The organism is Pandoraea sp. NE5 (assembly GCF_024363545.1).
Lineage (GTDB): Bacteria > Pseudomonadota > Gammaproteobacteria > Burkholderiales > Burkholderiaceae > Pandoraea > Pandoraea cepalis.
On record NZ_AP025517.1, the window covers coordinates 4164840 to 4191362 of the forward strand.

Below are 26523 nucleotides of genomic sequence, written 5' to 3' on the forward strand. Positions count from 1 at the left end.
AAGCGACGAGAAGTATCAAGCAACGCCGTGCTGCGCGGCTCGTAGCACCGTGTAGGTATCGACTTTGTTGACAAAAGAAATCTTATCATCGGGAAGCTTTGAATGCCCCAAGGTGTCCTTCTACGCAGAGGTCCCCGGAGTCCTTGGAGGACTCGATACTTTATCGACACGGAATTCACTGATTTCAAGGCCGACGCCTGTCAGCTCATTAGCATCGCGATCGTGAGCGAGAACGGAGACGAATTCTATGCAGAGTGCACAGATTTTGAGCTGTCGCTCTGCAATAGTTTCGTCCGCGAAACGGTGTTGCCACAACTCGGAAAGATTTCGGGACGCTCCATGCCAACCGGCAACGTGAGGGAAGCGTTGATGGCCTGGCTTTGTGCTGTCCCGCTCAAGCCACGACCAGTACTCAGCTACGATTCTGACTGCGATTATCAGCTTGTCACTCGTCTCTTGCGAGGATCTCTGCCTCAGGGATGGAGGCACGAGAACGTGTATCTGAAAATCAATCCCGAGCGATTCATGCAGTACGTGACAGAGCATGGCGGTGAGCATCATGCGCTGTTTGATGCCCGCGCCAACGCATACGCATTCATATAAATTCAGCCTGAAGATACGAATCTCGTGCGCGTGACGACGGCATTCGATGGCTATTAGGATAAGTCTTCTTATCACGATAGGCGCAAATCTGTCCTAAACTGGTCCTCATGAAAATGCATGAGGTCATGTGCGATGCCGCCGCCAGCCATCGATGTATCCAAATTCCCGGATAACGCCTCGCTCGCCGCGCTGCGCGCGTGGTACGCCGGCCTGAGCGCGCGAGCCGCAGTCGAGCGCTACCTGGATGACAGAATAGCCGGTGGCGACTCCTCGCGGAGTGCTCGGGCGGATTCGACGCCAGCTGAGCAGCATCGCGCGCCATCGCCAACGCGAGGACCTCGCCACCGTGTTCGAGCACAGCGCTGGCGAGCGGATCCGGCGTGAGCAGGCGGCCAGTCAGGCGATTGAGCTGCTGCGGTCGTTGCCCATGCCAGTACCGCTGATCAGTGACGACATCGGCATGTGGCTGCCCTCGCGCGCCGTGCGGGCACTTCGTGCCTACGGCATCGAGACCTTGGCTGATCTGACCGTACGGATTCCGCGCCGACGTCGCTGGTGGGCCGTCGTATCCGGCCTGGGCCCGGCGAGTGCACGACTGATCGAAACCTTCTTCGCGCAGCACCCGGAACTCACGGAGCGCGCCCGCGCCTTGATCGCCGCCACGGCCCCCAACACGGTCGTGCCGTGGGAGCGATTGCTGCTGCCCCATGAGGTTGACGGCTCGCACGGCACCTTTCGCGCCCCACGCAAGACCTGCACCCTCAGTGCGGCAAACGACCACGAGGCTGTGCAAGCCTGGCTGGCACTTCACGAGTCGGCGGCCACCCAGCGCGCCTATCGCAAAGAGGCTGAGCGGTTGATTCTGTGGGCGATTGTCGAGCGCGAACGCCCGCTGTCGTCGCTCACCACCGAGGATGCGATCGCCTATCGCAGCTTCGTGCGGCGACCCACGCCGCGCGAACGCTGGGTCGGGCCGCCGCGGCCGCGCACGTCGTTTGAATGGCGGCCTTTCGCGCGTGGCCTGTCGGCCCGGTCGAGCGCCTATGCCTTGTCGGTGCTCGGGGCGATGTTCCGGTGGTTGATCCAGCAACGATACGTGCTGGCCAATCCGTTTGCCGGGATCAAGGTACGCGGAAGTTCGCGCACCGCGTCGCTCGATGCGTCGCACGCATTTACCGAGGGCGAATGGCAGCTCGTGCGCACGATCGCTGACGGGTTGGAATGGTCATACGGTTGGGAGCCGCCTGCAGCCTAACGCCTGCGATTCGTCCTGGATTTTGCCTACGCGACGGGCTTGCGAGCGAGCGAGTTGGTCACTGCAACACTGGGCGGCATCGAGGTCGATGTGCAAGGCGATCAGTGGCTCGGGTTGGTCGGCAAAGGCGCTCGCGCCGGAAAAGTCGCGCTGCCGCCGTTGGCGCGCACGGCACTGGAACGCTATCTGTTGGAGCGTGGCTTGCCGACGTCGGGGACACGCTGGGCACCCAAGACGCCATTGATCGGCGACCTCGGTGGAGATCCTGCCGCCGGCATCACTTCGACACGCCTGTGGAGTGTGATGCGTCGGTTCTTTACCCGAGCTGCGGACATTCTCCAGGCTGACAGCCCGGCCGTAGCGGACAAATTGCGGCGCGCCAGTCCACATTGGATGCGGCATACGCACGCGACGCATGCACTGATGCGTGGAGCGGAATTGACCACGGTCAGAGACAACCTTCGGCATGCGTCCATTTCGACGACATCCATTTACTTGCACGGCGATGACGTGAAACGGGCCCGACAGATCAATTCGGCATTTGGTGCCCGATAGGTTGACCCCATGGCCATCGCTCTATATGCAGAATTGATTGGGAAGATAGAAAGACATATAACCCCAACGCTTATGATAGGAATTTTCCCTTATCGTGGCATGCCCCCCAATAAGGAGAAGGTGACAAGTGCCCCGGCGAGAGTCGGGGCACTCGACCTCGCAGATGCGCACGAGGGCAGCAGGCCGCAAATCACACGCCCATTCCAATATATCGTGACCAGCTCCCGCCTGAAAGCCGGCTGATGATTAGTGCCATAAGCATCAGTGCGGATTTTGTCGAATAAATCTGACACCGGCGCAAGGTCCGAGCGCTATCCTCTTGCGAATCAACGCCCTAGCGGCGTTCTGCGCGGCACCCCCTGGTTAGCCGGGTAGGGCGTCGTCGTGCGATGGCCCCGTGAGTCACGCACGAGTTGGGGGAGCGCCCCCGCAACACAGCTAATCCGCGCAAGACCATGCACCATGCCAAATCCCACACATCCGACGTGGCGGACGTCGCCTTCATCAGCACCGAGGGACGCGCCGTCCCGTTTCCGGCCACCCGCGAGCACCTCGGCCTCGAACACTTCGCGTTCTTCCGGGGTTATCTGGAAGGCTTGCCGCTCGAGCGTTTGGCCGACCAGTACCTGGAGACCGGCCTCGATCTGCGCCGGGCTCGAACGACGCTGCGCTGGATACGTGAGCAATTGGTCACCGCCGCACGCCGCGAGCGGGACTACACCGGTGCACGAGTCCTCGGCATCGCACCACAAGTGCTCATCGGCGCATCATTGGTGTCCGGTGATGCGGCATCCGCGAGCTGCGTGCCCACGTTGGAAGCCTTTGCCGAAGCCTACGATCCCTACGAGTGCTTTAGTCAAAAGGAGCTGCTGGCGCTCTTTCAAGAAGCGCACCCGGAGGTGCGCACCGACCGGCGTCAAGCGCGCAACGACCGCTTGCGGGCGAGCCAATTGCGAGCGCTGGCCCGCCTGCAGCAGTTATTGGCCGTCAAGCCACAAGTGCATCACCACGTGCGCGGCTGGTTCCATAGAGCGATTGCCGGGCGACTGGAGGCCGCCGGCATCCTCTCGCTGCTGGATCTGATTGCTTTTATTCGTACGCATGGACCGAGCTGGCACGCCCGCGTACACCGCTTGGGGCCGGTCGCAGCCAGTCGCCTGCAGCGATGGTTAGACGCCCACGAGGGCTCGCTAGGACAGAGCGTACCTGCCTACGCCTTGGTGCCGCGCCGCGCTGCGGGGCTTGACGTGCAGCGTTTGTTACGACCGCAACTGGGCGGTGTAGCGCCCCTTGAGTTCCTGAGCGTCCCGACGGGATTGGACGGACAGGATGGTCACAATCGCTTGATGGGGAGCACTTGTCGGCTCATGGTCGCACACGATCTCGGCGCCGTGCAGGCCTGGCTCGCCACGCTGCACCCGATCGGTGGCAATACGTGGCGCTCGTATCGCAGTCACGCCGAGCGCTTTTTGAACTGGGCTTGGTTCGAGCAGGGTAAGGCGCTGTCCGATGTTGACGTGCAGGATTGCGCGGCCTACCGAGAGTTTCTCGCCGCGCCCCCGCCACACTGGATTGCATCACGACACCTGCCTCGCTACAGCGCCACGTGGCGCCCCTTCGCAAGCGCACTCGCGCCGGCGAGCGTTCGCCTGTCGATGACGGTGCTGCAGCGCATGACCAACTGGCTTATGGCGGTGCAGTACCTGCGTTACAACCCGTGGCTGCTCATCGCCAAACCGAAACCGGGGCACCTGCATCGTGGCGCTAACCGCGATCGTAGCCTCTCCCAGGGCCACTGGGGATTGCTCAAGGACTACCTAGACCGGCTCGACCCCGCCGATCCGGTAGCCCAACGCCGTCAGTTCGTGCTGCGCTTTGCCTATGCCACTGGCCTGCGGTTATCTGAGCTTGCCAGTGCACGCGTGCGGGACTTGTCATGCGAGAACCTCGACGGGCTCGGTATGCGCTGGCGTCTGGTCGTCACGGGCAAAGGTGAAAATACGCGGGTGGTCGAGTTGGCTACGACCTTGGTGCAAATGCTGCAACGCTATCTTGCGCAGCGTGGTATGGGGGACGTGGCAGACCACATCGATCCAGATGTCCCGCTCATCGGCCGCCTGGGCAAGGACGCGCAGCGCCATCCACGTCAGCCCCTGTCACCCAATGGACTCGCCCATATGCTTCGCCAAACGCTTGCTGAGGCGGCAAGCGTTTATGAAACGGTCAATCCAGGGGCAGCCCATCAGATCCGCCAAGCTACCCCCCATTGGTTGCGGCACACCTTTGGCACACACGCCGTGGCGCGGGGTGCTGCGCTCGACGTGGTGAAAGACCAGATGGGGCATGCAAGCCTGGCCACCACCTCACAATACTTGCACCCCGAGAGACGCAAGCGGGCTGAGGACATGGACAAGGCGTTTGGCGAACACCTGTAGCCCGCGTTCGCGGCTTGTTGGATGGCACAATCGAGTCGCACAACCGAGCGCCGGACTTGACCTTGCGCGAGTTACGACCTATCGATATAGGAAGCGGATCACAACGATCCGAAAGGAGACGCATACGAGCGCCAACATGAAAATACAAACGGGCTCTGCCGTTGGCGCGACAGAACCCGTTGATTACCGCTAGCACACCCCCTTGACCGGTGGGGCACTCGCTTTGAACATAGGTCGCATAGGCGGCCATGTCAAGGCTGGATTGGTGCATCCTGCTTTCGTCACCTGGGGCGCGCTGTGGTACGACCTTCATGAGACGTGCGTCTCGCCACTGAGCGTGGGAGACCCGCCATGTCCAGCACTACCTCAAAGCCCACGGCCAACGCACGCCCAGGGACTCGCATGCGCGCGGCACTGGCCGACGCGTACGACAAGCGCGGGCATCGCAAAGCCAACCTCTGCTACGTCTACAGTCCAAAATCGGATCGCGACTGGGCGCTGAGTGGAAAGCTGGAATTGGCCCACTTTGTACTGGCTGAGTCGACGCCGGACATCGTTTCCGTGAACTACGCGCCGGCGCCGCGTCAGTTATCGACTGACCCACGCAGCTCATTGATCGCCTGGTGTGCGGAAGTACGCCGACACGACGGGACGTGGGAGTGGCGTTGCCTGGGGGAAGCAACTGACCCGGCAAAAGAGCAAGCCCGCGCGCGACTTGCCCAAGCATATGAGGCCCAGCACTGTCGCCTGCGTGAGCACGACCTACATGCCGATAGCGCGCATCTTCACAACTGGTTGCGCATTATTCACTGGCTTGCACTGTATCGCGGCATACCATTGACGCATGAATCCATGGCCGTCGGGGCACTGCTCGACACGGGGCATGCCATCTCGCTAAAGGATGTCGCACGGTTGGACGAAGTTGGCCGGGGTGACACTTACATCGCTGCGGCGTTTCGACTCGTTCAAAGCGGATGCCTCGCGCTCGCATTGGGCAACGAGCCGCTTTCGCTGCGCACCGAACTTGTGCGCGCGGGAGTGCCGTCGTGAGCAGGCCACTGACCGCCCGGACCCTCCCATGGGAGTGGCGCAACACCGAAGACTGGCGACGCGTGGACTCCAGTCAGCTCACTGATGCTGTGCGAGATCGCTTCGAACGCTTGTCTGCCGGCATCGCGTTCTATCTGGAAACCGGCCACCTCACTCGCGCCGCACAGATCGCGCAGGTGTCTCGCAGTGTGTTGATACGGCAACTCAATCGGTGCGTGACACTCGCCGACGATGGGCGTCTGTACGGCTGGGCAGGGCTGCTTTGCGGGGCGCGCACATGCAGCTATCACCGAAACAAATCACTCCCGGGCCCCGCCGACAGGAGCGGACACGCGGGCGCATTCACGCAATTTCTGACTGAGCACCCTGAGATTCGAGACAAACTCGACGCGCTCATTCTCGGCCGACGCATTACTGGGGAGGTCGCCGAAGCTAGGGTATCGGCAAAAACAGCGTGGACGCGGCTCTGCGGCTGGTGTTTCGACGCTGGCATCTCCCAGCGGAGTTACCCCCTGAACACGAAAAGCCAAGGCCGCAGATCCGTGGCACGCTACGTCACTCAGCTTGTCCAGTGCTCGCCGCACAGCGCCGTCGACGCCCGATTTGGCGACAATGCCGCTTACAAACTGCGCTTTGGTACCGCCCGTCGCTCACCGATTTGTGCGATGGCACCCTTTGACATTGCACAGTGTGATGCGCACAAAATTGATTGCATCGGCACGCTGGAGATTACCGGCCCGGTAGGCCCCCAGTTCGTGCCCATCGAGCGCCTATGGCTTATTGCCTATCTGGACAGTTACTCGAGGTGCGTCTTGGGCTACGCTGTCGGCATTGCCACGCAGCCGTCCGCCCAAACGATAGAAGCGGCCTTCGTTGCTGCAAACGTCCCGTGGCAGCCGATGGAAGCGTCTATATTGGGCGTCAAATATGCCCAAGACGCAGGATTTCCGTCCGGCCTCATTCCCGAATTGGCCCAGTGCAGCCCTTGTGTGCTGAACCTGGACAATGCGGTGCAGCACTACAGCCACGTTATCGCGGAGCATCTGCGTCGTCGGCTCGGCTGCATCATCGCGTATGGGGGACTGGCCGATTGGGGACACAACGCGCTGCTTGAGCGCTGGTTCAAAACGTTGGAAACACGAGGCTTCCATCGCCTGCCGTCAACAACCGGGTCACATCCGGGCGACACGCGTGCGCGTGATCCGGTGCGTACCGCGAGCCGACTGGGGATCACGTACCAGCAACTGCTCTATCTCGCGGACGTACTGTGTGCCAACTACAACGCCACCCCTCATCGGGCACTCGGAGGACAGTCACCACTAGAGGTGCTTCGTGCCTTCGCTCACCGTGGGTTCGATGGCCCCTTGCTGCCGGCCTTGCCTACACCCTCGTGGAACTCGCCCGCATTGGGTGTGGAGATCGTCACGCCCGTCGTCCGTGGCTCGATACGGCAGGGCCGGCGGCCCTATGTCGAATTTGGCGGCGCACGATACAGCAACGAGAACCTGCAAAGCGCGTGGCATTTAATCGGCAAGAGGATTGTGGTGCATGTGCCGCGCGATGCGCGCAAATGCGACGCCTATCTAAGCAATGGCTTTGCGTTTGGCGAATTGACAATACTGCACGCAGGGTGGGGGCGACATGCCCACACCCTGGAGATGCGGAGGACGATTCAGGCCAACGAGCACCGCTATGCACCAGATGACGATCCCATGCAGGAAGTTGCACGAGCGCTAGCCACACGTATCGAAGAACAATCACGCAAGCGTCCAACCAAGATATCTCGCGACGCGACCAAGCTTGCCAATCTGGCACGTGAGAGCGGCGTCACCATCGACGCGACAGCAGCGCCAAAGCGACCTGCGCGAGTGCCACACATTCGCTCGCTGACACATCGACTCAAACCAGTGGTGTGGAAAGGGCGCTAGGAGAGAGATCATGAGAACGACGAAACCACCGCAAGGCACGCGAATGACTTTGCCCGAGCTTCTTCAGCTCCGGGACGAAAAGCTAAACGTGCATCCATTGATCAAGGACCAAGTCATCGCGCCGACGCCCGCGATCAAGGAGGCATTCGATATTGTGGAAGACGCCTTGATTCATTATGAATCGGGGGTATGCTTCGTTGCCGAATCACGGTTTGGCAAAACGTTCGCCATCAACCTGATCGATACCACTGTCACACAGCATTTCGCCAATGTTCCTCGGTTGCGCGTGAGCGCGAAAGAGCACGACCATCCCACCGAGCGCGCCCTATACACCGATCTCCTGCTGGATCTGGGCCATGGTAGCCCAAACACGGGGACCGCAATCGCACGCCGGATCCGTGTTTTTTCGCTGATGCTCGCGGCCGCGCAGACGAACGCGAGCGACCGGATTCTGCTGTTTGTCGACGAAGCTCAGAACTGGAAAACGGCGGATTTCACGCACATGCGTGATTTGTCCAACGACTTGACGCGCCAGGGCATCTCCCTCGTGGTGGTGCTGTTCGGTCACCACCAGCTCCACACGCTGCGAACCGAGCTGCGCACAGCGAAACGAACCGACTTAATTGGCAGGTTTCTGCTCTCGCCCTATGCATTTCATGGCGTCCGTTCGGAACAGGATCTTCTTGTAACGCTGCAGTGCTATGACAATCCTGACATCTTTGAATTTCCGTCGCGCAGCGGGGTATGCATCTCCTCCTTCTTCCTACCGCGCGCCTACGATGCCGGCTGGCGCATACAGCGTGAGGCACCGGCATGCTGGGATGCTTTCGCCACCTTCGGCAACCACCGCACGGGCCACGACGCAGAAATCGGCATGAAATGGGTCGGAGGGGCCATTCGTGACTTCCTGTGCACCCACATGGACGACGATGGCAGAGATTTCCAGGCATCAAGAGACGCATGGATCCAGGCGGTACAACGCAGCGGCTTCGAGGCGACGCTCTCGCAAGATCCGGCGGGTCTATGAATCTCTTGATGACCCCACTCGGCGGCCAGGCAGCACACGGTGCACTGCGAGACGGGTTGGCCTGGGCGCCAGCGTGGTTTGTCGTAGGCGAGAGCGCTTATGCGTGCTTGGGGAAGCTTGCGATTGCGAATGCCATGGGCGCCGCGGAACTGTGTGCCAGCGTATTCGGCAAACCACTTGCCCCCAACGATTACTCTCGGCGCCATCCCCGCGAATTGCTGTGGGGCGAGTGGATGACGCAACGCAAGTCCGAAAGCGCCCTGATCCGGCAAATTCGTGACGGGGTGCTACAGTCCGAACCCGGTCGCTGGGCAAGCGGGCTCGCCAGCGACGAGGCGCTCAGATTTTGCCCGACCTGCCTGAGCCTCGGGTTTCATCATGCAGCCTGTCAAATTGAAGCGCTGGAGAAATGCCCGATCCATGGGGATACGCTACGCTCAAACTGTCCTCAGTGTGGCGCTCGCACGCCACGATATGCACTGACACATGCAACTTTTGATGCGCCGTTCAGTTGCCCGTCATGCGGTCATTGGTACGGCGCCGCCTGGGGCCCAACATCAACGGGAAACGCATTATCCGACATTGTTGTTGCAGAGACTGAATATGCGTCGTTGACACGCTGGCTAACGGAGCTCGCCACGCTAAGCCTCACGTGGCCAAATCAATCCAATTGGTCTTGTTCATTCTCGGACGTTGAGCGAGAGCGAAGGATATCGGTATTTCACGCGCTCAATCACATCCGCTGGTCACGGACGCCCGCATCGCTTCTAGCGCCCTCAAGACAAATCGCCGTCATTGGCAGCTTGCGGTCTTCTGGCCCCTTGACCTTCAGCCAGATCAACGTCCGCGAAAAACACATGGTGTCGTTGTTTCGTGCCTTTCGCCGCTGGCTGTGGAACTCGCTCGGGCTCGGTGGCGATGCATCAAATCGGAGCTACGTCACGCGATGGCTCGAACAACATGAAGATGGCGCAATGCTCGTCTCGCCTCCTGATGAGCCGCCTGAGCTCAGCGCCTATATTCTGTGGCGACAGCGATTCGAAAGAGCACGTGACGTACGCGCGCCTAAGCCACTGACGTCGTTGCGCAGTCGAATGGCTTCATGGCCGGTCGACGTTATCGTGACGATGGAAACATGGGTCGCATACTGTGCAATGAGCTTTCTGGCTGACTACGCCGTGTGCGTGCATTGGCAAAGCCAGATCAAAACACTGGATTCGCCAGGCCCCCGCAACCCTCGATGGATGGAGCTGATCAATGAATTTCGCCCGAAACTCAATTCGGCAAATCCGCCGTGGCCGCGTCACTTGAACTACGCGTATGAATCGGATTCGCCCGGCATGGCGACCCAGATCTGGACCTTCGTTTGCGCGGGCGAAGGCTATGACACATGGATTCATCTAGCATCGTGGCTTGTCGCCGCGATCCCGACGGTTGCCACACGCCTATCGAGGCACTTTGAATGCACAGACCGCGAGATCAGCGCACCACCGACGAGCGTGGAGGAACGAAATACCGCGTCCACTACCAAGCTGGATCGCCCGCAACGCCTAGCGCTTTTGCATCCGGGGCCCGAACTCGATGGTCATGATGGCACATTCCGCGCGCCGGAAGGTCCGTCGATACCGTTGCAAAATGACCTGCAGGCCATCAACGCGTGGTTGGATACATTTCGGGATCATCCCGCAGCCGCCACGAGTTACAAACGCGCCCTCGAAAAAATTGTAAATTGGGCTTACGTGCAACGTGGCAAGGCCATGAGTTCGCTTGACAGCAGTGATTTTGATGCATTTGAGGCCTTCCTGCTGGAGCCCAATCCACGGGCGTTGTGGATCATGGGCAACGGCACCGATGCACAATGGGCACCATTTCGTGGCCCACTCGCGCTATCGAGCATTCGCACGACAATGGTCACAGTCCGCCTATTCTACGAATGGTTAAGCAGCATTCAGTATGCCACGAACTGTCACGAAATCCGTCCGTATCAAACCGGGCCGCTGGCCCTTGCCAACCCGCTGATCGCAGGGAGCGTAAAGCAAATTCGCAGCGAGCCTATTGGTTCCTCTGCAATGGCCTATCTCTGGCAGGCGATTAAGAATGATGGCACGCCGGAAGGGTTGCGACGTGAACTCCTGATATCGCTTTGCTTTTACGGGACGCTAAGCCTGCCCGAAGCTCAAGCACTATCAGGCGCGGACCTCTCCATTCAGCCGCATGAAACTGTGCTCAAAGTTCGGCGCAGATTGCCCGATCGTCAGATCGTCTACGTGGTGCCGCCATTAGCCGAAATGCTGAGCCACTGGGTCGGTCTGATGGCCATCCAAACTTCGTCGGACGACTTGTGGACGGTTGAAGAAGCGCCTGCCAATCCCACGTCGGAACCCCTTCTTGGCACGGGTCTCGTGGGGATTCAACAGATCGCACGGCAGGCGTTCCGCGATGCGGCGTCATTGGCGACCGCAGTATCGGATGCTCACACAGCCGAGCAACTATTGCATGCAGGTGCCCGGCGATTGGCGAACACATTTTTGCAACAGGTCGAAGATGCTGGGGGAAACAACTGGGCACTCTTTGGCAAGCCTTACAGCATTCCATCCTCGACGTTGGCATACTTGGGACCTCGTGGCAGACTTCCCGCCGAAAGACTGCTAAAAGATCTCGCTAGAATTTCACACCTGTGGCGTTAGCCTTGCGACGGACGAGCGAGGCGTAAGGTTCGGAAATGCAGCGGGCAGGGGAGAGGGAGGTAGATTCGAAACAAGTATGGGCCGGTATGCCCACATGAACATGTCACGCGGTCTTTGTGATTCGCCCGCAGACCTTCGGACGCCGATCATGCCAATTGCACCGCAAGAGCATTCCGCGACAATCGACGCCGTGCTTTTCGACGTCTACGGAACCCTCTGTAACGTCGGTCGGAGAAAGCACCCGTTCTTGAAGTTGGCGAAGCTGTCACCAGATCCGCGCGCAGCGCTTGAAATGGTGATGACGCGTCGCATGACGCTTGAGGATATGGCCAATCACGTCCATGCCGGCGCCGACATGTTGGCCTCACTCGAAAGGGACTTGCAGATCGAACTGGCGAGTATCAGGCTATTTCCCGATGCCGACAAAACCCTACGAGTCCTTGCAGCAAGGGGCGTCAAGATCGGACTAGTGTCCAATTTGACGAGCCCGTACGCACAACCGGCGCTCGATTGTTTGCCCATCACGCCCACGACCTGCATCTGGTCATTTGAATCCGGATGGCTCAAACCAGATTCTCGAATGTTCGAACGGGCATGCGACGAGCTTCGGGTTGACGTCCAGCACACCGTAATGGTGGGGGATTCGCTCGCCGGTGATTACGCAGGTGCCAATTCCGCAGGCATTCGGGCAGTTCTCATTGACCGATCTGCCTCTCGGCACCAAGGGATCACCAGCATTGGTTCGCTAGAGCTGCTACTGCGGACCATCCACGCGCCAGGGAAACAGTAGGGAAACTCCAAATACCATTGATCGACGTAACAACAGCACCTGCCTAGATGGACACAAATTTGCCACGATTCTGCGAGTCGCCGTTTGCAAGACAGAAAATTGCTGCGAATCCGCAAATTGGCTGAAGTCGCACATTTGTGTCCCAAAAACGGGTTTTGTTAACCTAATTTGTGTCCGCCGACTCCAGCCCCTTGATTATTGCTGTCCACAAACGGGTTTCGCTAGCCCACTTTGTGTTCGCTAATTTTCGTAATTTAACATAATGTACATTATGCGAATAGAATCCGCATTTTGGGCTTGCGGGTTTACCACTTTCGCTCCGCAACATCCTTCAATCCCACATTGTCCAGCGTCGCGTCCGCCAGCAATCCCTCTAAGCGTAGAAAGTTATCAGAGTGGCCGCGCATCATGCCAAATAATGTAGCCTAGCCGCTACAATCAACACTGTTGATAATCTTTAACGTTCGTCGGGAATTTATCTGAAGCACGATCACTGTGCTAGCAACCAGCGCCCGTCATTGCTCCTTGTCCCTCATCAGATCATCGCAAGCAGCGCTATTATTTGGCACGAGTCATGGAATTTCGTCAGGTTCAATATTTTCTCTGTCTTTTTGAGGAAGGCACCGTAACGAAGGCGGCGCACCGTCTAAACATTGTGCAGCCCGCTCTCAGCATGCAGATTGCGAAGCTGGAAGATCAGCTTGGTCAGCAGTTGTTCGAGCGCACCAAGCAAGGTATGGTGCCGACTGCGGCGGCTCGCGAAATGTACCGTCTTTTTCTGCCGATCATGCGCGACTTCGCAAATGCTCGCGCACAATTGATATGCAGCGATGGTGAAATTCTCGGTCACGTCGACATCGGCTTGATCGCCTCCATCACTGAAGGCGTGCTGGTGGAAACGCTCAGCGCGTTCTCGCAGAAATACCCGGACGTGAGCGTGAAAGTCGCGGACGGTTACAGTACCACGTTGATCGATGCGGTAACCGCGGGTCATCTCGACGCTGCCATTGTCAACAAGCCGCGCCGGCCGCTGGCGCTCAACGTCGAGCACATCGTCGACGAGGAAATGGTGCTGATTACCAGCGCGGGCAATGCGTCGACGCTGCCACGCCAGCTGACGCTGCGCCAAGTCGCCTCGCTCGGCCTGCAACTCGTGCTACCCACCCGCGGGCATGGCCTGCGGAGCAACATCGACAGCTTCGCGCAGAACGAGGCCATCGAGCTTGTACCGAAGTTCGAGATTGACTCCCTGGTCGCGACCATCAAACTCGTGGAGCAAACCCAGTTGGCAACCATCGTGCCGCGTATCGCCGTGCATCAGGCGTTGGCTGCTGGCCGCCTGCGTTCTCACAACATCGTCTCGCCGCGCCTGATCAGGCAGGTGGTCGCCGTCTCGCATCCGCGCCGACCGTTGAATCCGGCAACCAAGCTCTTCCTGGCAATGCTGGCCAAGAACATGATCCTGCGTCTGCAGCAACAAGCCGAGGGGTCTGTGCATGGCACGACCGGGGAGCGCTCATCGGCAGATGCAGAATGACGGAACGCCGCCGGCTTGCGGCGGCATTGCGGATCAAATCACTGACCGTTCCGTCGGTGGCCGTGATCAGGAACCGATGAACTTCGGCGCTCGCTTGCTGTGGAATGCTTCCACGCCCTCCCGGAAGTCGTCGGAAGAACGCAGCCGGCTGTAGCAGTGCCCTTCCAGTTCGATGGCAATGGACAACGGGGAATCCTCGGTGTCGTTGAGCAGTTTCTTCGCGGTGCGCTGGGCGATCGGCGAGAACGCACGCAGTTCGTCCACAAGTCGATCGGTGGCCGATTCGAGTTCGGCATCCGGCACGATCTCGGTAGCGACGCCCCAGTCGTAGGCCTGCTTGCCGGGGATGCGGCGCGAACGCATCACGATGTCCTTGCTGCGGGTGATGCCGACCATCTTCTGCAGACGGGCCGAACCACCGGAGCCCGGAATCTGGCCCAGCTTCTGCTCGGGCAATGCATATTGCGTGGTTTCGGTGACGATGCGGAAGTCGCAAGCCAGCGAGATTTCAAACCCCACACCAAAGCAGTAGCCGCGATTTGCAGCAATCACCGGCTTGCTGCAGCGAGCCGGGGCGGCAATGTTCCATGCCAGTTTCGACACATGCTCGGGGCTGGCCTCAAGGAAGCCCTTGATGTCCCCGCCGCTGGAGAAGTGCTCGCCCTCGGCGCGCAGCACGATAACGCGGACACGGTCGTCGGCATCCAGCGCTTCGAACACCAGGCGCAACTGGTCACGTTCCGGCATGGAGATGATGTTGAATGGCGGACGCTGCAGGATGATGTCGGCGCGTTGGCGAGTGGCGTCGATTTCAACGCGGAAGCCGTCGAGGTTCTCCAACAGGTTTTGAGCGGGATGGCTGATTTGTGTCATTGCGTTCTCCTTGGTGGCTTGTTGAAGCGGCGCTGCCCGATGGGGCGGCTGTCCGCTGGAATTTTCATTTCCGGCTTATTCGTCGTGACTGTTTCGCTTTTCCATGCCGGCCCAGCGCTTGACCAGACCTTCATGTGGAATGTCGAACAGGTCGAGCAGCCGGCCGATCGTATGGTTGACGATGTCGTCCAGCGTTTCCGGCTGCGTATAGAAGGCCGGTACCGGCGGAAAGACGATGCCGCCCATTTCGGTGACGCTCGTCATGTTGCGCAGGTGGGCGAGGTTGAGCGGCGTTTCCCGCGCGAGCAGCACGAGGCGGCGCCGCTCTTTCAGAATCACGTCCGCCGCGCGGCTGACAAGGTTATCGGCGAAACCCTGCGCAATGCTCGCCAGCGTCTTCATCGAGCACGGTGCGATCACCATCCCCGCCGACTGGAAGGAGCCGCTGGCGATGGTGGCGCCGATGTCCTTGACGTTGTGCACGACGTCGGCCAGAGCTTCGATCTCGGCACGCCTCATGTTCAGCTCCTGCTGCGCGGTCATGACACCGGACGACGACATCACGAGATGCGTTTCGCAGGTGCCGGCGGCGCGCAGCATTTCCAGCATGCGCACGCCGTAGATCGCGCCGCTGGCGCCGGTGATGGCGACGATGAGCTTGCGCTTTGGCGGGGCGGAGTTCATTTGCGTACGAGGCTCAGGGTGTTCCAGTTCACCGCAACGCCGCTTAGCACTTCTTCGTTCAGATCAACCTCGTTCTCGCCGGGGATGCGGACCTTGGTGAAGACGTGGCCGTGGTAAACCACCGGCTTGGTGGCATCCAGGCCCATCTTGGCGCTGACACCTTGCATATGGGTTGGGGCCGGCTCGCCATTGGGCCCTTCGGTGCCCACCGTGGTGGAAGGATCGAGCACCGAACCGAGCGCGCCCGAGATCACGATCAGGTCGCGATCGGCCTGGAACCGCGTGGCAACTGCCCACTCAACCTGCTGCGGATCATGCACGTCGACGTCATCATCGACCACCGTGACCTGCTTGATGTCGTAGTGCGCGCCGAACGCGGCCAGGATGACGTTCTTCGCCTCACCCTCGCGACGCTTTTTCATCTTGACGAACAAGTGGTAGCGGCCGACGCCGCCGATGGACAGATGCACATCGAGCACGTTGGGATGACTGCGCTGCAGATGAGCGAGCAACGTGGCCTCGCGCGGGATCGAGCCCAGCAGCAGGTGCTCCATCTCGGCCGGAATGATGGTGTGATACACGGGCGAGTTGCGGTGTGTGACCGCATCCACGGCGATCACTTCGCGGTTTTCCTGCTCGCTGTAGTACTTCGGAAATTCACCGAAAGGACCTTCCAGTTCGCGCACCTTGGGCAGAATCTTGCCTTCGATGACGATCTCGGCATTGGCCGGCACGCGCACATCGTTGGTCAAGCACTTGACCACCGGCAGCGGCGCGCCTTGCAGGGCGCCGGCGATTTCCAGCTCGTCATGGTCGATCGGTGTGATCGCCTGCGAAGCCAGCAGCGTGAGCGGGTCGGCGCCAATCACGACGGCGACGTCTAACGCCTGATTGCGCCCTTCCGCCTCCTGATAGAACGCGTGCAGGTGGCGCGGCAGCATCAGGATCGCCATGCGATCCTTGGCGTGGACCTGGATGCGGTTGATCGAGACGTTCTGAATGCCAGTGACCGGATTGCGGGCGATTACCATGCCGGCCGTGATATAGGGGCCGTTGTCATGCTCGCTATGCGTCGGGATCGGCAGCAGTGCATGCAGATCGATCTCGCGATGCACGACTTGCTGGCAGGTGGCTTGCGCTTGCGGCACTTCGCGCCACGGCAGCGGATTCTCGGCCGCGCGGCGGAAGGTTCCGAGCAGTTCCGACGATGGCACGCCCATTGCCTCGGCGATCCAGCCGCGGCTCGCCATGAAACCGGAAATGACTGGGATCGCGTGACCTTCAGGCAGCGGGAAAAACGCGGCCTGCTTGCCGTCCAGGCACTTGGCGATGGCGGCCAGGCGATGCTTGAGCGGCACGTTCTCGCGCAGCACTGCCAGGCGGCCCGTGTTGCTCAGATGCTCCAGCCATTGGCGCAGGTCGCCGGCGACGGCCGGGCGTTTTGCTGCCTCCATTTTCAATGCCTCCTCTTCTCTTACTTGGTGTTCGTTGTTGCGTCGGCCGGCGGTACGACGCCTTCATATTCGCCGGCGACGAGTTTGCGGCGCAGCACCTTGCCGACCGGCGACTTCGGAATCTCGCGCACGAAGACGTATTCGCGCGGGCGCTTGAAGTTCAGCAGGTCGGATTGCTTGCAGTGCGCATCCAGCTCGGTCGGGTCGATAACTTCCTTGCACTTGATGAAGGCCACCACGCGCTGGCCCCAACGCTCGTCCTTGAGGCCAGCCACAACGACTTCATCGACCTTCGGATGCAGCGACAGCACCGATTCGATATCCACCGGTGAAATGTTCTCGCCGCCGCTGATGATCATGTCGTCCACGCGGCCGCTGACAAACAGGTCGCCGTCGTTGTCGATGTAGCCGGTGTCACCGGTGAAATACCAGCCCTGACGAATCGCTTTCGCGTTGGCATCCGGACGGTTCCAGTACCGCTCGAAGGCCTCGTCGCCGGCGAGGTCTGCAATGACCTCCCCTTCTTCGTTCGGTGCAGCGACATCGTCGGGCGACGTGGCATTGAGCTTGACGACGCGGATGCGGGTATTGATGCCAGCACGGCCAGCGCTTCCGGGTTTGCGCATGGCCTCCTGGTCAATGGCGAAGGTATAGACCTCTGAGGAGCCGTAGTGGTTGACGAACAGCTCCGGCTTGAAAGTGTCGTTCAGTCGCTGCAGCAAGGCATCATGCATGGGCGCACCGGCAAAGCCCAGCTTGGTGACGGACGAAACGTCCGACGGATGCTTCTCGCGCTGGGCCAGCATGTCGTGATACAGCGTCGGCACGAGATAAAGGCAGGTGATGCGTTCCTCGGAGATGTAGCGCAATGCGGCGACAGGGTCGAACTTCGGCACGCAGACGAACAGGCCGTCGATGAGCGCCATGGCCAACAGCGAGCGTACGCCCATGGTGTGGTACAGCGGCATCACGCCCAGGGTGCGCTCACCACGGCGATACAAGTTTTGTGCCACATGGGCCAGGGCCGCGGCGCGCTCATGCCGGTGTCGGCGCGGTACCCCCTTGGGCCTGCCGGTCGTGCCGGAGGTGTAGAGCATCAGCGAGATGTCGTCGCTCTCGGCCTGCAGGATGGGCTGCTCGGGAGCGCGCTCCTGTAGCTTGCCGAATGCCATGGTGCCGCCTTCGGCGCCGTTGACGGCGATGCGCGTCAGCTTCTGGGCCACCGGACTCTCGGCAACGGCGGCCGCGCTCACGGCTTCGAAAACCACGGCCTTCGCGTCGGCGTCGGTCGCGCAATAGTCCACCTCCTCCGGCTTCGCGCGCCAGTTCAGCGGCGTGGCGACCACGCCCAGGAACTGGCAGGCCCAGTGCAGGGTCGCCATCTCGATACGGTTTTGCAGTACCACCAGGAGATGATCGCCGCGCTGGAAGCCAAGCTCGCGCAGGCCCGCGGCAGTGCGCTGTATGACCTCATACCACTGTGCATACGTCAGTCGCTGCTGCCCGTCGACGATGGCCAGCGCATTCGGACTGCGTTCGACACTTTGCAAAAATGTGCGTCCAAGATCCAGCATTGATGTCCCCTTTATTTTTGGTCTGCGGCGCGGGCACGGCGGGATGCAGCCGTCTCGAGCACAGCCTTGACGATATTGGTGTAGCCGGTGCAGCGGCACAGGTGTCCGGAAAGCATGTCGCGCACTTCGGCTTCCGTCGGGTCGGGCTTGCGCTGCAGATAGTCCTGGCACGACATCATGATGCCGGCGGTGCAGAAGCCGCATTGCAGCGCGTGATTGCGACGGAAGGCCTCCTGCAGGTCCGACAGCCCATCACCACCGCCGTTGAGTCCTTCGACCGTATCGACGCGGCGGCCGTCGGCCTGGACGGCGAGCGTGAGGCAGGAACGCGCCGCGACGCCGTCGAGCTGCACGGTGCAGGCGCCGCAGACGCCATGTTCGCAGCCGACGTGGGTGCCCGTTGCGCCGAGTGCTTCGCGCAGGAAGTCGGACAGCAGCATGCGCGGCTCGCAGCTTCCGGTGCGTTCGCGGCCATTCAAGGTGAGGCAGATTTTCACGGTACTGCCCTTTTCATGCTTTTTCATGACAGTGCCTTTTGGATGACGGCGTTACCCAGGTGGCGCACGAGCTGGCGCCGGAATTTCGCCGAAGCGTGATGATCGTCACGTGCGCCGAGTTCCCACGCGAAATCGTTGATCGCGCTTTCGAGATCCGCACCCTGCAACCGCTCCCAGGTCTTCGCGCGAGGACGGTCGGACACACCACCGACGGCGAGGCGGATGCTGTTCGGACCGACCACGGACGCCACCGAGACGATGGCAAAGTCGCCGTGACGCAGAGAGAATTCGTCGAAGGCATAGCGAAAGCGTCCATCAGCCAGCGGATAGCGCACCTCCTCCACCAACTCGTCAGGTGCGCGTGCGGTCATCAGCATGCCTAGGAAGAAGTCCTCCGCCGCCAACACGCGACGGCCCTTGCGATTACGCAACACCACCTGACCGCCGAGCGCCACCAGAGCCAGCGGCAGTTCCGCGCTCGGGTCGGCATGTGCCACCGAACCGCAGACCGTGCCGCGATTACGGATCTGAAAATGCGAGATATGGGGAAAGGCCTGCGCCAGCAGCGGCACTTCCTGCGTCAGCGTCTTGCGCCATTCCACGCTGCCCTGCGTTGCGGCCGCACCGATCGCCAGATAGCCGTTGTCAGGACGCACATAGTTCAGGTCTACCGTGTGCGATACGTCGATCAGCACGCTGGGCTGGGCCAGACGCAGGTTGAGCACCGCCATCAGCGACTGGCCGCCGGCGAGGATGCGCGCATCTTCGCCGCTGCTGCCGAGCAGTTCGACAGCTTCGGCGACGCCGTCGGCGCGAACATAGTCAAATGCTTGAGGCTTCATTTACCGATTCCGAAGAAAGCGAGCAGACGGGCGAGGAACGAGGGCTTGGTTGTCGTTGCAGCCTGCGCCCCAGTGCCGCCAGCTTCACGCCCGAGTTGTTCGAACAACTGGTTGAGGACCATCTTGGCCGCGCCTTCAAGCATGCGGCTGCCGACCGCAGCGACCTTGCCCGAGACTTCGGCGGCGTAGTCGTAACGCACCCGCGTGCCGCCATCCTTGGGCTCGAGCATCACGAGGCCGCTGCCGCGCGCGCTGCCGACCGACGACAGACCGGAGCCGGCCAGGCGCAGGCTGTGCGGCGGCTGCAGTTCGGACAGCGCGACCTCGGCGGTATAGCGCGCCTTGATCATGCCGATGCCAAGCGTGACGTCGGCGCGATAGCGGTTCTCGCCCACAGGTTCGAGCGCATTGCAGCCCGGGATGACTTTGGCCAGCGCCACCGGATCGAGCAACACGCGGAACACGGCTTCGGGCGGGGCGGACAGCACAACTTCGCCCTTGGCGGCGAGCGACTTGCCGCCCTTGCCGCGCTTCGCCTCAGCGCCTGTGTCGGCGAGTGCGCCCTGCTCTTGCTGGATCTGCTGCTGCACCTGTTTGCTCGGCGGCGGTTCGTCAATGCCGATCAGCTCCATGATCTTTGCGGGCGTGAGTGGCAGCGTGACATCGTCCACGCCGAGCGCATCCGCGACGGCATTGCCGATGCATGCCGGCGTACTCATGTTGTTGCCCTCGCCCAGGCCTTTGGCACCGAGCGGCGTGAAGGGCGACGGCGTCTCGATGTGAATGATGGTCGGTTCGGGGATCTCGCAGGTGGTCGGCACCAGGTAGTCGGCAAAGGTGCCGGATTGGAAGCTGCCGTCCTCGCCATAGCGGAACTCCTCCATTAGCGCCGCGCCCACCCCCTGGGCGAACGCGCCGCGAATCTGGCCGTCGGCCAGCGCCGGATTCAGGATCTTGCCGGCGTCGTGGGTCGTGATGTACTTGTCGATACGCACCCGACCGGTGTGGCGGTCTACTTCCACGGCGCAGATGTCCAAGGCAAAGCCGTACGCGGCCGAGGTATTGATGCGATCCTGTTCGTCGGGTGCCTGTAGCGATTCGCCAGTCCAGAACGCGGTTTCCCGCAGACCCGGCTCGACGCCTTCGGGCAGTAGGCCGGGCGCCCAGTGCGGGCTGGCGGCCATGCGCGAGAACACGAGTTGTTTCTCGGGATTCTGCGTCGCGTAGACCTTGCCGCCGGCAAACACGACATCTTGCGGCGTGCATCCGAGCTGCGGCGCGGCGATCTGGGCCAGCTTGTCCCGCAGCTTGCAGCAGGCGAGGTGCACGGTTCCAGCGACGGCACCGGCAAAGCGGCTGGAATAGTTACCCGCCGCGACCGACCAGGCATCCTTTTGCGTATCGAATTCGACGTTGACGGCGACTTCATCGGGATGGATGCCGAACACATCAGCCGCAACCTGCGTGCAGACGGTGCGATGGCCCTGCCCTGCCGGTGCCGAGGCGATCACCACGTTGATACCGCCAAGCGGATCGATGCTGACACTTGCGGCGGCGATGGCACCATTCTTCGGACCGGCTTTCGCCCGTGCTTCCTTGGGCAGCACGGTGGAGATGTAGCCCATGTTGGAGATGGAAGGTTCCACGATGGCAGCGAAGCCAATGCCGTAGAGCCGACCTTCGGCGCGCGCTGCCGCACGCTTGGCATAAAGCGCTTCCAGCCCGCCCTCGCGCGAGGCAAGTTCGAGCGCCAACTGGTAGTTGCCGGAGTCGATCAGCGCGCCGGCAGCGGCACGGTACGGAAAGGCGTCGGCGGGGATGAAATTGCGACGATAGAGTTCGGGCTCGTCAATGCCGAGCATGCGCGAAATGCGCTGCATCAGGCGTTCGAGCTGAAAATAGACCTGCGGGCCACCGAAGCCGCGCACCAGGCCGGCGGGCGTCTTGTTAGTCAGCACCACGCGGTTGCGCACGAGCAGGTTGGGGATCGCATAAGCGCCGGTGAGGCAGCCGTGCATGCGGTAGAAGGTTGCCGGTTCCGGCGCACGCAGATAGCCGCCGCAGTCGTCGAACTGGTCGTACGCGAGCGCGGAAATGCGGCCATCGGCTTCTACCGCCGCCTTGAGATTGGACACGCGGCCGGTGGCGGATGTGAGACCCACCAAGTGTTCAAGGCGGTCTTCCACCCATTTCACCGGAGCACCGGCCTTGCGGGCGGCGAGGCACATCAGGACCACGTACTGGAACACAGCATGCTTGACGCCGAAACTTCCGCCCGAATCGCGGAAGGTGCGATGGCGTAGCTTGGTGCCGGGCACCCGCAGCGCCATGGCCATCACGGTGTGCAGCGAGAACGGCCCCATGAAATTGGAACTGACGTCGAAGCCTTCTTCGGCGGAAAGATATTCCGCAACCACAACAGCCCCCTCAATCGGCGTGCAGGAGTTGCGCGGGTATTCGGTAGCGATTTCAATGCAGTGCGCGGCGTTGGCGAACGCGGTTTCGGGATCGCCGTAACGGAAGCTGCGATCGCTCACCACGTTCGAACCCACGCCTTCGTGCAGAATCGTCGCATTTGGGCCGATGGCGTCTTCGACACTGACCATCGGCGGCAATGGCTCGTAGTCCATGGCAACCAGATCGGCGCCGTCCTCGGCAAGGTAGCGCGACTCCGCGATCACTACGGCAACGGGATCGCCGACATAGCGCACGCGATCCGTCGCCAGCGCCCACATCTCCATCGGCGCCTTCACGCCGACGACAAAGGGCTTTGACCAATCGCGGATATCGTTGCCGGTCAGCACGGCACGCACGCCCGGGGCGCGCTCGGCGTGGCTGGTGTCGACGTGCTTCAGGACGGCATGCGCATGCGGTGAGCGCACGATGGCGGCGAACAAGGTGCCAGGTTTCACACCGACATCGTCGCCATACTGACCGCGGCCGATCAGAAGTGACGCGTCTTCGATCCGGCGCTGCGGGCGGCCGACATGCGGCTCGGCCTGTGGCGACGCTACCCGAGGTTGAGCGACTTTCATTTCCATGGTGCTAGCCTCGTAACGGCGGTGCGCGACGGGACCGCGCAAGCGCGCCAGCCATAGATGGCGTGGCGAAATAATTGGGTCATCGGCGTCTCCATTCGTACTCCGCACGCGGGCGCTGAACGCTGTGCAGCGCTCGCGCACTGCCTGATATCGGCATGCGGGCCGGCGTATTCGATTTAATCGTTCCGAGTATAAGCACCGAATATCATCACATCAAATAATCTTTAATGATTCAATTCATCAGTATTTATGATGACAAGATTCACGCATCGGGCTTTTCAGGATTTCTTTCCTGACGTTTCCGCAAGAGGGGGCGAAATAGGACGGAACCACGTAAAAAAGCGCCCGCCCGGCTAAGCCGGGCGGGCGCTTTTCGTTATCTTTTCATTGCAAGGGATACTGAGTCAGTATCTCCGATTGACATGCCGCGACCCGTGCTCAGGCAGCCCGGCGCTTGGCCTGCGCCCTCGCCTCGCGGTCCAATTGCTGGGCGGCGAGCTTTTCCTTGTCTTCCGGCTTGCGGGCGTCGTCGGACATGCCATTGAACAAGGTAGCGACTACCCCCTTGTTCAGGTCGCTGGTGCCGAACAACGCGTCACAGATCGGAAACGTCAGGTTGAAGTTGCGGTCATGCATGAAGTCCGGATTGTGATGCAGAACATGCATGCGGCGCACGGTGTTAATCAGCGGAATGTGGTCAAGGATCGGATGATCCAGGTGAGACGCGGTATGCAGCCCTTCATACATCAGGAAGTACGAAGCCATGGCCAGCATGGCAATATAGCCGGCGTTGGCCGTCCAGAGATTGCCGACCAGCAGCGCAGGAGGCAGCGCGGCGAAAACGAACAGGATTGGCGCGAACGGCGGGAACAGCAGCGCGCGCCACTCTTTCTGGCCGTTATATTCCAAGGTCTTGTGCGAGAAGAACTGATGATGGGTAGCGACATGGCGCTTGTAGGCGGACTTGAGCACGCTCTTCGGGCTGTGCAGCAGGTAGCGGTGGGCGGCCCACTCCGCCCAATTGCCGAACAAGAACATGGGCACGACGACGTACGCCCATTCCTGCCAGCTCACGTTGTGCAGGTGGGTCGCGCAATATACGATCACCGAGAGGGTGAACACAAGGGTGAAACCAAGGTGCATTTCGCCCCGGTACCAGCTCGGCGTGTTTTGCACATAATCCTGCCGGAATGCGCGCGAGCGCGCGACGATTTCTTCTTCGCGGTTCATCATCAATACCTTCCTGTCTCCAAGCGCTGGTCCAGCCCGAAATTTTTGTCGGGCAACTTGTGCCATAGAATGACGATGGCACAATTAAGTCAATTGACTTAGTTAAGTCTACATACTTAAATTCAGATGTCAACTCCAAAAACACAAAGATCGGATGGCAACGAGACCCGCACCCGGATAAAGGCGGTAGCGCAACGGCTGTTTGCGCTGCATGGCATTCACGGTGTTGCGATCAAGGACATCGTCGAGGCCGCCGAGCAACGGAACAAGGCCTCGGTGCAATATCACTTCGGTTCGACGGAAGGCCTGATCGGCGAATTGCTGGTGGACGGCGCCAAGCAGATCGATGCCTTTCGGCAAGCCATGCTTAACGAAATGGCGGCTGCCGGCGGACCGCGCAACGTGCGCGATGTGCTGCAAGCCTTCATCCGTCCAGTGGATCAGATGGCGGAGAGTGCCGAGGGCAGCACTTATCTGCGCTTCCTGTCCAACGTACAGATGACGCACCGTGCGCTGATCAAGACCCACATCGGTAACCGCTGGAACGCTGGCTACCGGCAATGCCTGGAGCACTTCCGCGCGCTGCTCGGCCACATCCCGCCGGCACTGGTGGAGCAGCGAATGTCGCTGGTCGCTACCTATGCCACGGCCATCTTTGCCGCCAAGGAAGCGGCACGCGACGAGGGACGGACGTCGAGCCGCTTCTGGAGCGTGCCCTACACGCTCGACAACATCATCGACACTTTCCAGGCCATGCTGGAATGCACGCCCTCGGCATCGACGCTGGAACTGCTGGACGAGCGCGACAGCGCATGAAAATCGGCCAGGTCGAGCCGCGCGACCTGGCCGTTTCTGGCAAGTAGAACCTCGAGGGCGGAGGCGCGCCCTACATCCGCTTACATCACGCCCGAACGGCGGAAGATGTGCTTGGTCTCGAGGAAGTCGAACAGGCCCTCGTAGCCATGCAGGCGGCCGATGCCGCTGCGGCGATAACCGCCTGTCTCAGCTTCCGCGAACAGCCGGTTGTGGTCGTTGATCCAGACCGTGCCGTTGCGCAGTGCACGCGCCAGGCGCATGCCGCGGTCGCCGTCGGCGGTCCAGACGCTGGCCGAGAGGCCGTACACCGTGTGATTGGCGCGCGCCACCGCTTCCTTCTCGTCCTCGAACTTCTCCAGCACCAGGAAGGGGCCAAAGATCTCTTCCTGCACGAAGGAGGCGCTGGTGTCGGCGTGCGCGACCAGGGTCGGCGTCAGGAAGTGGCCGTTGGCCAGCTTGCCGCCGGGACGACCGCCGCGCAGGACCACTTCATCACAGGTATCCATGGCCTGCTGGGCCGCGCGGTCTACCGCTGCGGCGGCACTCGCGTCGATCAACGGCCCCATGCCGGCGCCTGGCGTATCTCCCGGCGCCACCACGATGGCTTCGAGCGCCATCTTCAGCTCGCGCTTCATCTCGTCGTAGCAAGAGGCATGCACCAGCACGCGGCGCGCGGCGGTGCATTGCTGGCCGGAGATCACCGTCGCTGCTGCCGCGATGCGCGTGGCGACCGTGGCGAAGTTTTCGGTAGTGTCCGGAAACACCAGACAGCAGGACTTGCCGCCGAGCTCCAGAGAGAGTTTCTTCATGGTCGGCGCGGCGGCAGCCATGATGCGTTGGCCGGTCGCATTCGAACCGGTGAAGCTGAGTACGTCGACGTCTTCCGATGCCACCAGCTCCTGCGCCACTTCACTGCCGCCTTCGGAGACGAGATTCACCACGCCACGCGGCAAGGCCTCGACCGCCGCCAGCTGCCGCAGCACCTGCGCGGTGATCTGCGTGGTCTGTGCCGCCGGCTTGATGACTACCGTGCAACCTGCGGCCAGGGCCGGAGCGAGCGAGCGGATCAACAGCACGATAGGCGCGTTCCACGGAATGATCAGGCCGGCGACGCCGGCGGGTTCACGTAGTGTGGCGGTGTAGGCGCCCGGCTCGACTTCCATGAAGTGACCAGGAATGTGCCGGGTCAGGCCGGCGTAGTAGCGGATCTCGGAAATCGCGCCCGCCAATTCTCCTCGTGACTGGGCCACGATCTTCCCGTTTTCCTGCGTCAGCAGACCGGCCAGCTCAGGGTGCCGTTCCAGACGATCAGCCCATTGCAGCAGGACGTTCTGGCGCAGGCGCGCATCATGCGGCCACAGCGAGGTCTCGAACGCTTGCTTCGCTGCGGCAATCGCGATCCTGGCATCTTCGCGATTGCTCTGCGCGAAGGTGCCCAAAAGGCTGCCGTTCGCCGGATTGCGGCTTTCTCCAGTGGCGCCGCTCAGCGCGCCCTGCCATTGGCCATTGATCAGATTCAGTGCTGCGAGCTCGGTCATGTTGATTTTCGATGCATTGCGGCGAGTGCGGTCGGCATCGCCATCGGATGACGGATGACTTTGCGCACGTCCTGCGCATTTTCATAACAAGGTTGGGAAGCGGCGGT

Annotated in this window: 18 protein-coding genes and 1 pseudogene; 10 read left to right on the forward strand and 9 right to left on the reverse strand. The window is 61.2% G+C overall.

The annotated features are described in order from the left end of the window. Nucleotides 1-222 precede the first annotated feature (222 nt). The 9 genes and pseudogenes from PanNE5_RS18955 to PanNE5_RS18995 all read left to right on the forward strand — a co-directional run bounded on the left by PanNE5_RS18955 (nucleotide 223) and on the right by PanNE5_RS18995 (nucleotide 13867). On the forward strand, nucleotides 223-603 hold the full coding sequence (locus PanNE5_RS18955) for a hypothetical protein (RefSeq protein ID WP_410007544.1): 381 nt from the start codon (nucleotides 223-225) through the stop codon (nucleotides 601-603). 117 nt (nucleotides 604-720) lie between these two features. Next, nucleotides 721-2413: pseudogene (locus PanNE5_RS18960) on the forward strand (phage integrase family protein). Between the two features lie 455 nt (nucleotides 2414-2868). Then, nucleotides 2869-4848: a site-specific integrase gene (locus tag PanNE5_RS18965; protein WP_261938623.1), complete on the forward strand. Its 1980-nt coding sequence runs from the start codon at nucleotides 2869-2871 to the stop codon at nucleotides 4846-4848. A gap of 402 nt (nucleotides 4849-5250) precedes the next feature. Beyond that, nucleotides 5251-5898 (forward strand): hypothetical protein, encoded by a 648-nt coding sequence (locus tag PanNE5_RS18970; protein ID WP_130025921.1) that lies wholly within the window; start codon nucleotides 5251-5253, stop codon nucleotides 5896-5898. Next, complete coding sequence (locus tag PanNE5_RS18975) at nucleotides 5895-7826, forward strand: hypothetical protein (RefSeq protein ID WP_261938624.1); 1932 nt, start codon at nucleotides 5895-5897, stop codon at nucleotides 7824-7826. Before PanNE5_RS18970 ends, PanNE5_RS18975 begins: the two co-directional genes overlap by 4 nt. Before the next feature lie 10 nt (nucleotides 7827-7836). After that, nucleotides 7837-8853, forward strand: a complete 1017-nt coding sequence (locus PanNE5_RS18980) for an ATP-binding protein (RefSeq protein ID WP_130025919.1) — start codon at nucleotides 7837-7839, stop codon at nucleotides 8851-8853. Further along, nucleotides 8850-11540 (forward strand): hypothetical protein, encoded by a 2691-nt coding sequence (locus PanNE5_RS18985; protein WP_261938625.1) that lies wholly within the window; start codon nucleotides 8850-8852, stop codon nucleotides 11538-11540. The genes PanNE5_RS18980 and PanNE5_RS18985 overlap by 4 nt, the downstream gene beginning before the upstream one ends. Before the next feature lie 148 nt (nucleotides 11541-11688). Further along, a complete protein-coding gene (locus tag PanNE5_RS18990) occupies nucleotides 11689-12330 on the forward strand; it encodes an HAD family hydrolase (protein ID WP_172417063.1) in 642 nt (213 codons plus the stop codon). A gap of 574 nt (nucleotides 12331-12904) precedes the next feature. After that, nucleotides 12905-13867 (forward strand): LysR family transcriptional regulator, encoded by a 963-nt coding sequence (locus tag PanNE5_RS18995; protein ID WP_017234396.1) that lies wholly within the window; start codon nucleotides 12905-12907, stop codon nucleotides 13865-13867. Between the two features lie 66 nt (nucleotides 13868-13933). On the opposite strand, the gene PanNE5_RS19000 is transcribed toward PanNE5_RS18995, so the two are convergent. From PanNE5_RS19000 to PanNE5_RS19035, 8 genes are all read right to left on the reverse strand, one after another. Beyond that, nucleotides 13934-14740 carry an enoyl-CoA hydratase/isomerase family protein gene (locus PanNE5_RS19000; RefSeq protein WP_261938626.1) on the reverse strand — a complete coding sequence of 269 codons (807 nt, stop codon included), beginning with the start codon at nucleotides 14738-14740 and terminating at the stop codon, nucleotides 13934-13936. 75 nt (nucleotides 14741-14815) lie between these two features. Beyond that, nucleotides 14816-15424, reverse strand: a complete 609-nt coding sequence (locus PanNE5_RS19005) for a UbiX family flavin prenyltransferase (RefSeq protein ID WP_017234394.1) — start codon at nucleotides 15422-15424, stop codon at nucleotides 14816-14818. Continuing rightward, entirely contained in the window at nucleotides 15421-16878 is a 1458-nt protein-coding gene (locus PanNE5_RS19010; RefSeq protein WP_261938627.1) for a UbiD family decarboxylase, read from the reverse strand. The genes PanNE5_RS19005 and PanNE5_RS19010 overlap by 4 nt, the downstream gene beginning before the upstream one ends. A 20-nt stretch (nucleotides 16879-16898) precedes the next feature. Continuing rightward, nucleotides 16899-18452, reverse strand: a complete 1554-nt coding sequence (locus PanNE5_RS19015; protein ID WP_261939872.1) for an AMP-binding protein — start codon at nucleotides 18450-18452, stop codon at nucleotides 16899-16901. 11 nt (nucleotides 18453-18463) lie between these two features. Then, nucleotides 18464-18976, reverse strand: a complete 513-nt coding sequence (locus PanNE5_RS19020) for a (2Fe-2S)-binding protein (protein ID WP_017234391.1) — start codon at nucleotides 18974-18976, stop codon at nucleotides 18464-18466. After that, complete coding sequence (locus tag PanNE5_RS19025) at nucleotides 18973-19791, reverse strand: FAD binding domain-containing protein (protein WP_017234390.1); 819 nt, start codon at nucleotides 19789-19791, stop codon at nucleotides 18973-18975. Before PanNE5_RS19025 ends, PanNE5_RS19020 begins: the two co-directional genes overlap by 4 nt. Further along, nucleotides 19788-22832, reverse strand: a complete 3045-nt coding sequence (locus PanNE5_RS19030; RefSeq protein WP_261938628.1) for a xanthine dehydrogenase family protein molybdopterin-binding subunit — start codon at nucleotides 22830-22832, stop codon at nucleotides 19788-19790. Before PanNE5_RS19030 ends, PanNE5_RS19025 begins: the two co-directional genes overlap by 4 nt. Before the next feature lie 438 nt (nucleotides 22833-23270). Next, nucleotides 23271-24062, reverse strand: coding sequence for a sterol desaturase family protein (locus PanNE5_RS19035; protein ID WP_039830428.1), 792 nt, complete (start codon nucleotides 24060-24062; stop codon nucleotides 23271-23273). Nucleotides 24063-24188: 126 nt separating this feature from the next. On the opposite strand from PanNE5_RS19035, the gene PanNE5_RS19040 reads away from it, so the two are divergent. After that, nucleotides 24189-24878 (forward strand): TetR/AcrR family transcriptional regulator, encoded by a 690-nt coding sequence (locus tag PanNE5_RS19040; RefSeq protein WP_017234387.1) that lies wholly within the window; start codon nucleotides 24189-24191, stop codon nucleotides 24876-24878. Nucleotides 24879-24958: 80 nt separating this feature from the next. On the opposite strand, the gene PanNE5_RS19045 is transcribed toward PanNE5_RS19040, so the two are convergent. Beyond that, nucleotides 24959-26416, reverse strand: coding sequence for an aldehyde dehydrogenase family protein (locus PanNE5_RS19045; protein WP_017234386.1), 1458 nt, complete (start codon nucleotides 26414-26416; stop codon nucleotides 24959-24961). Nucleotides 26417-26523: the final 107 nt, after the last annotated feature.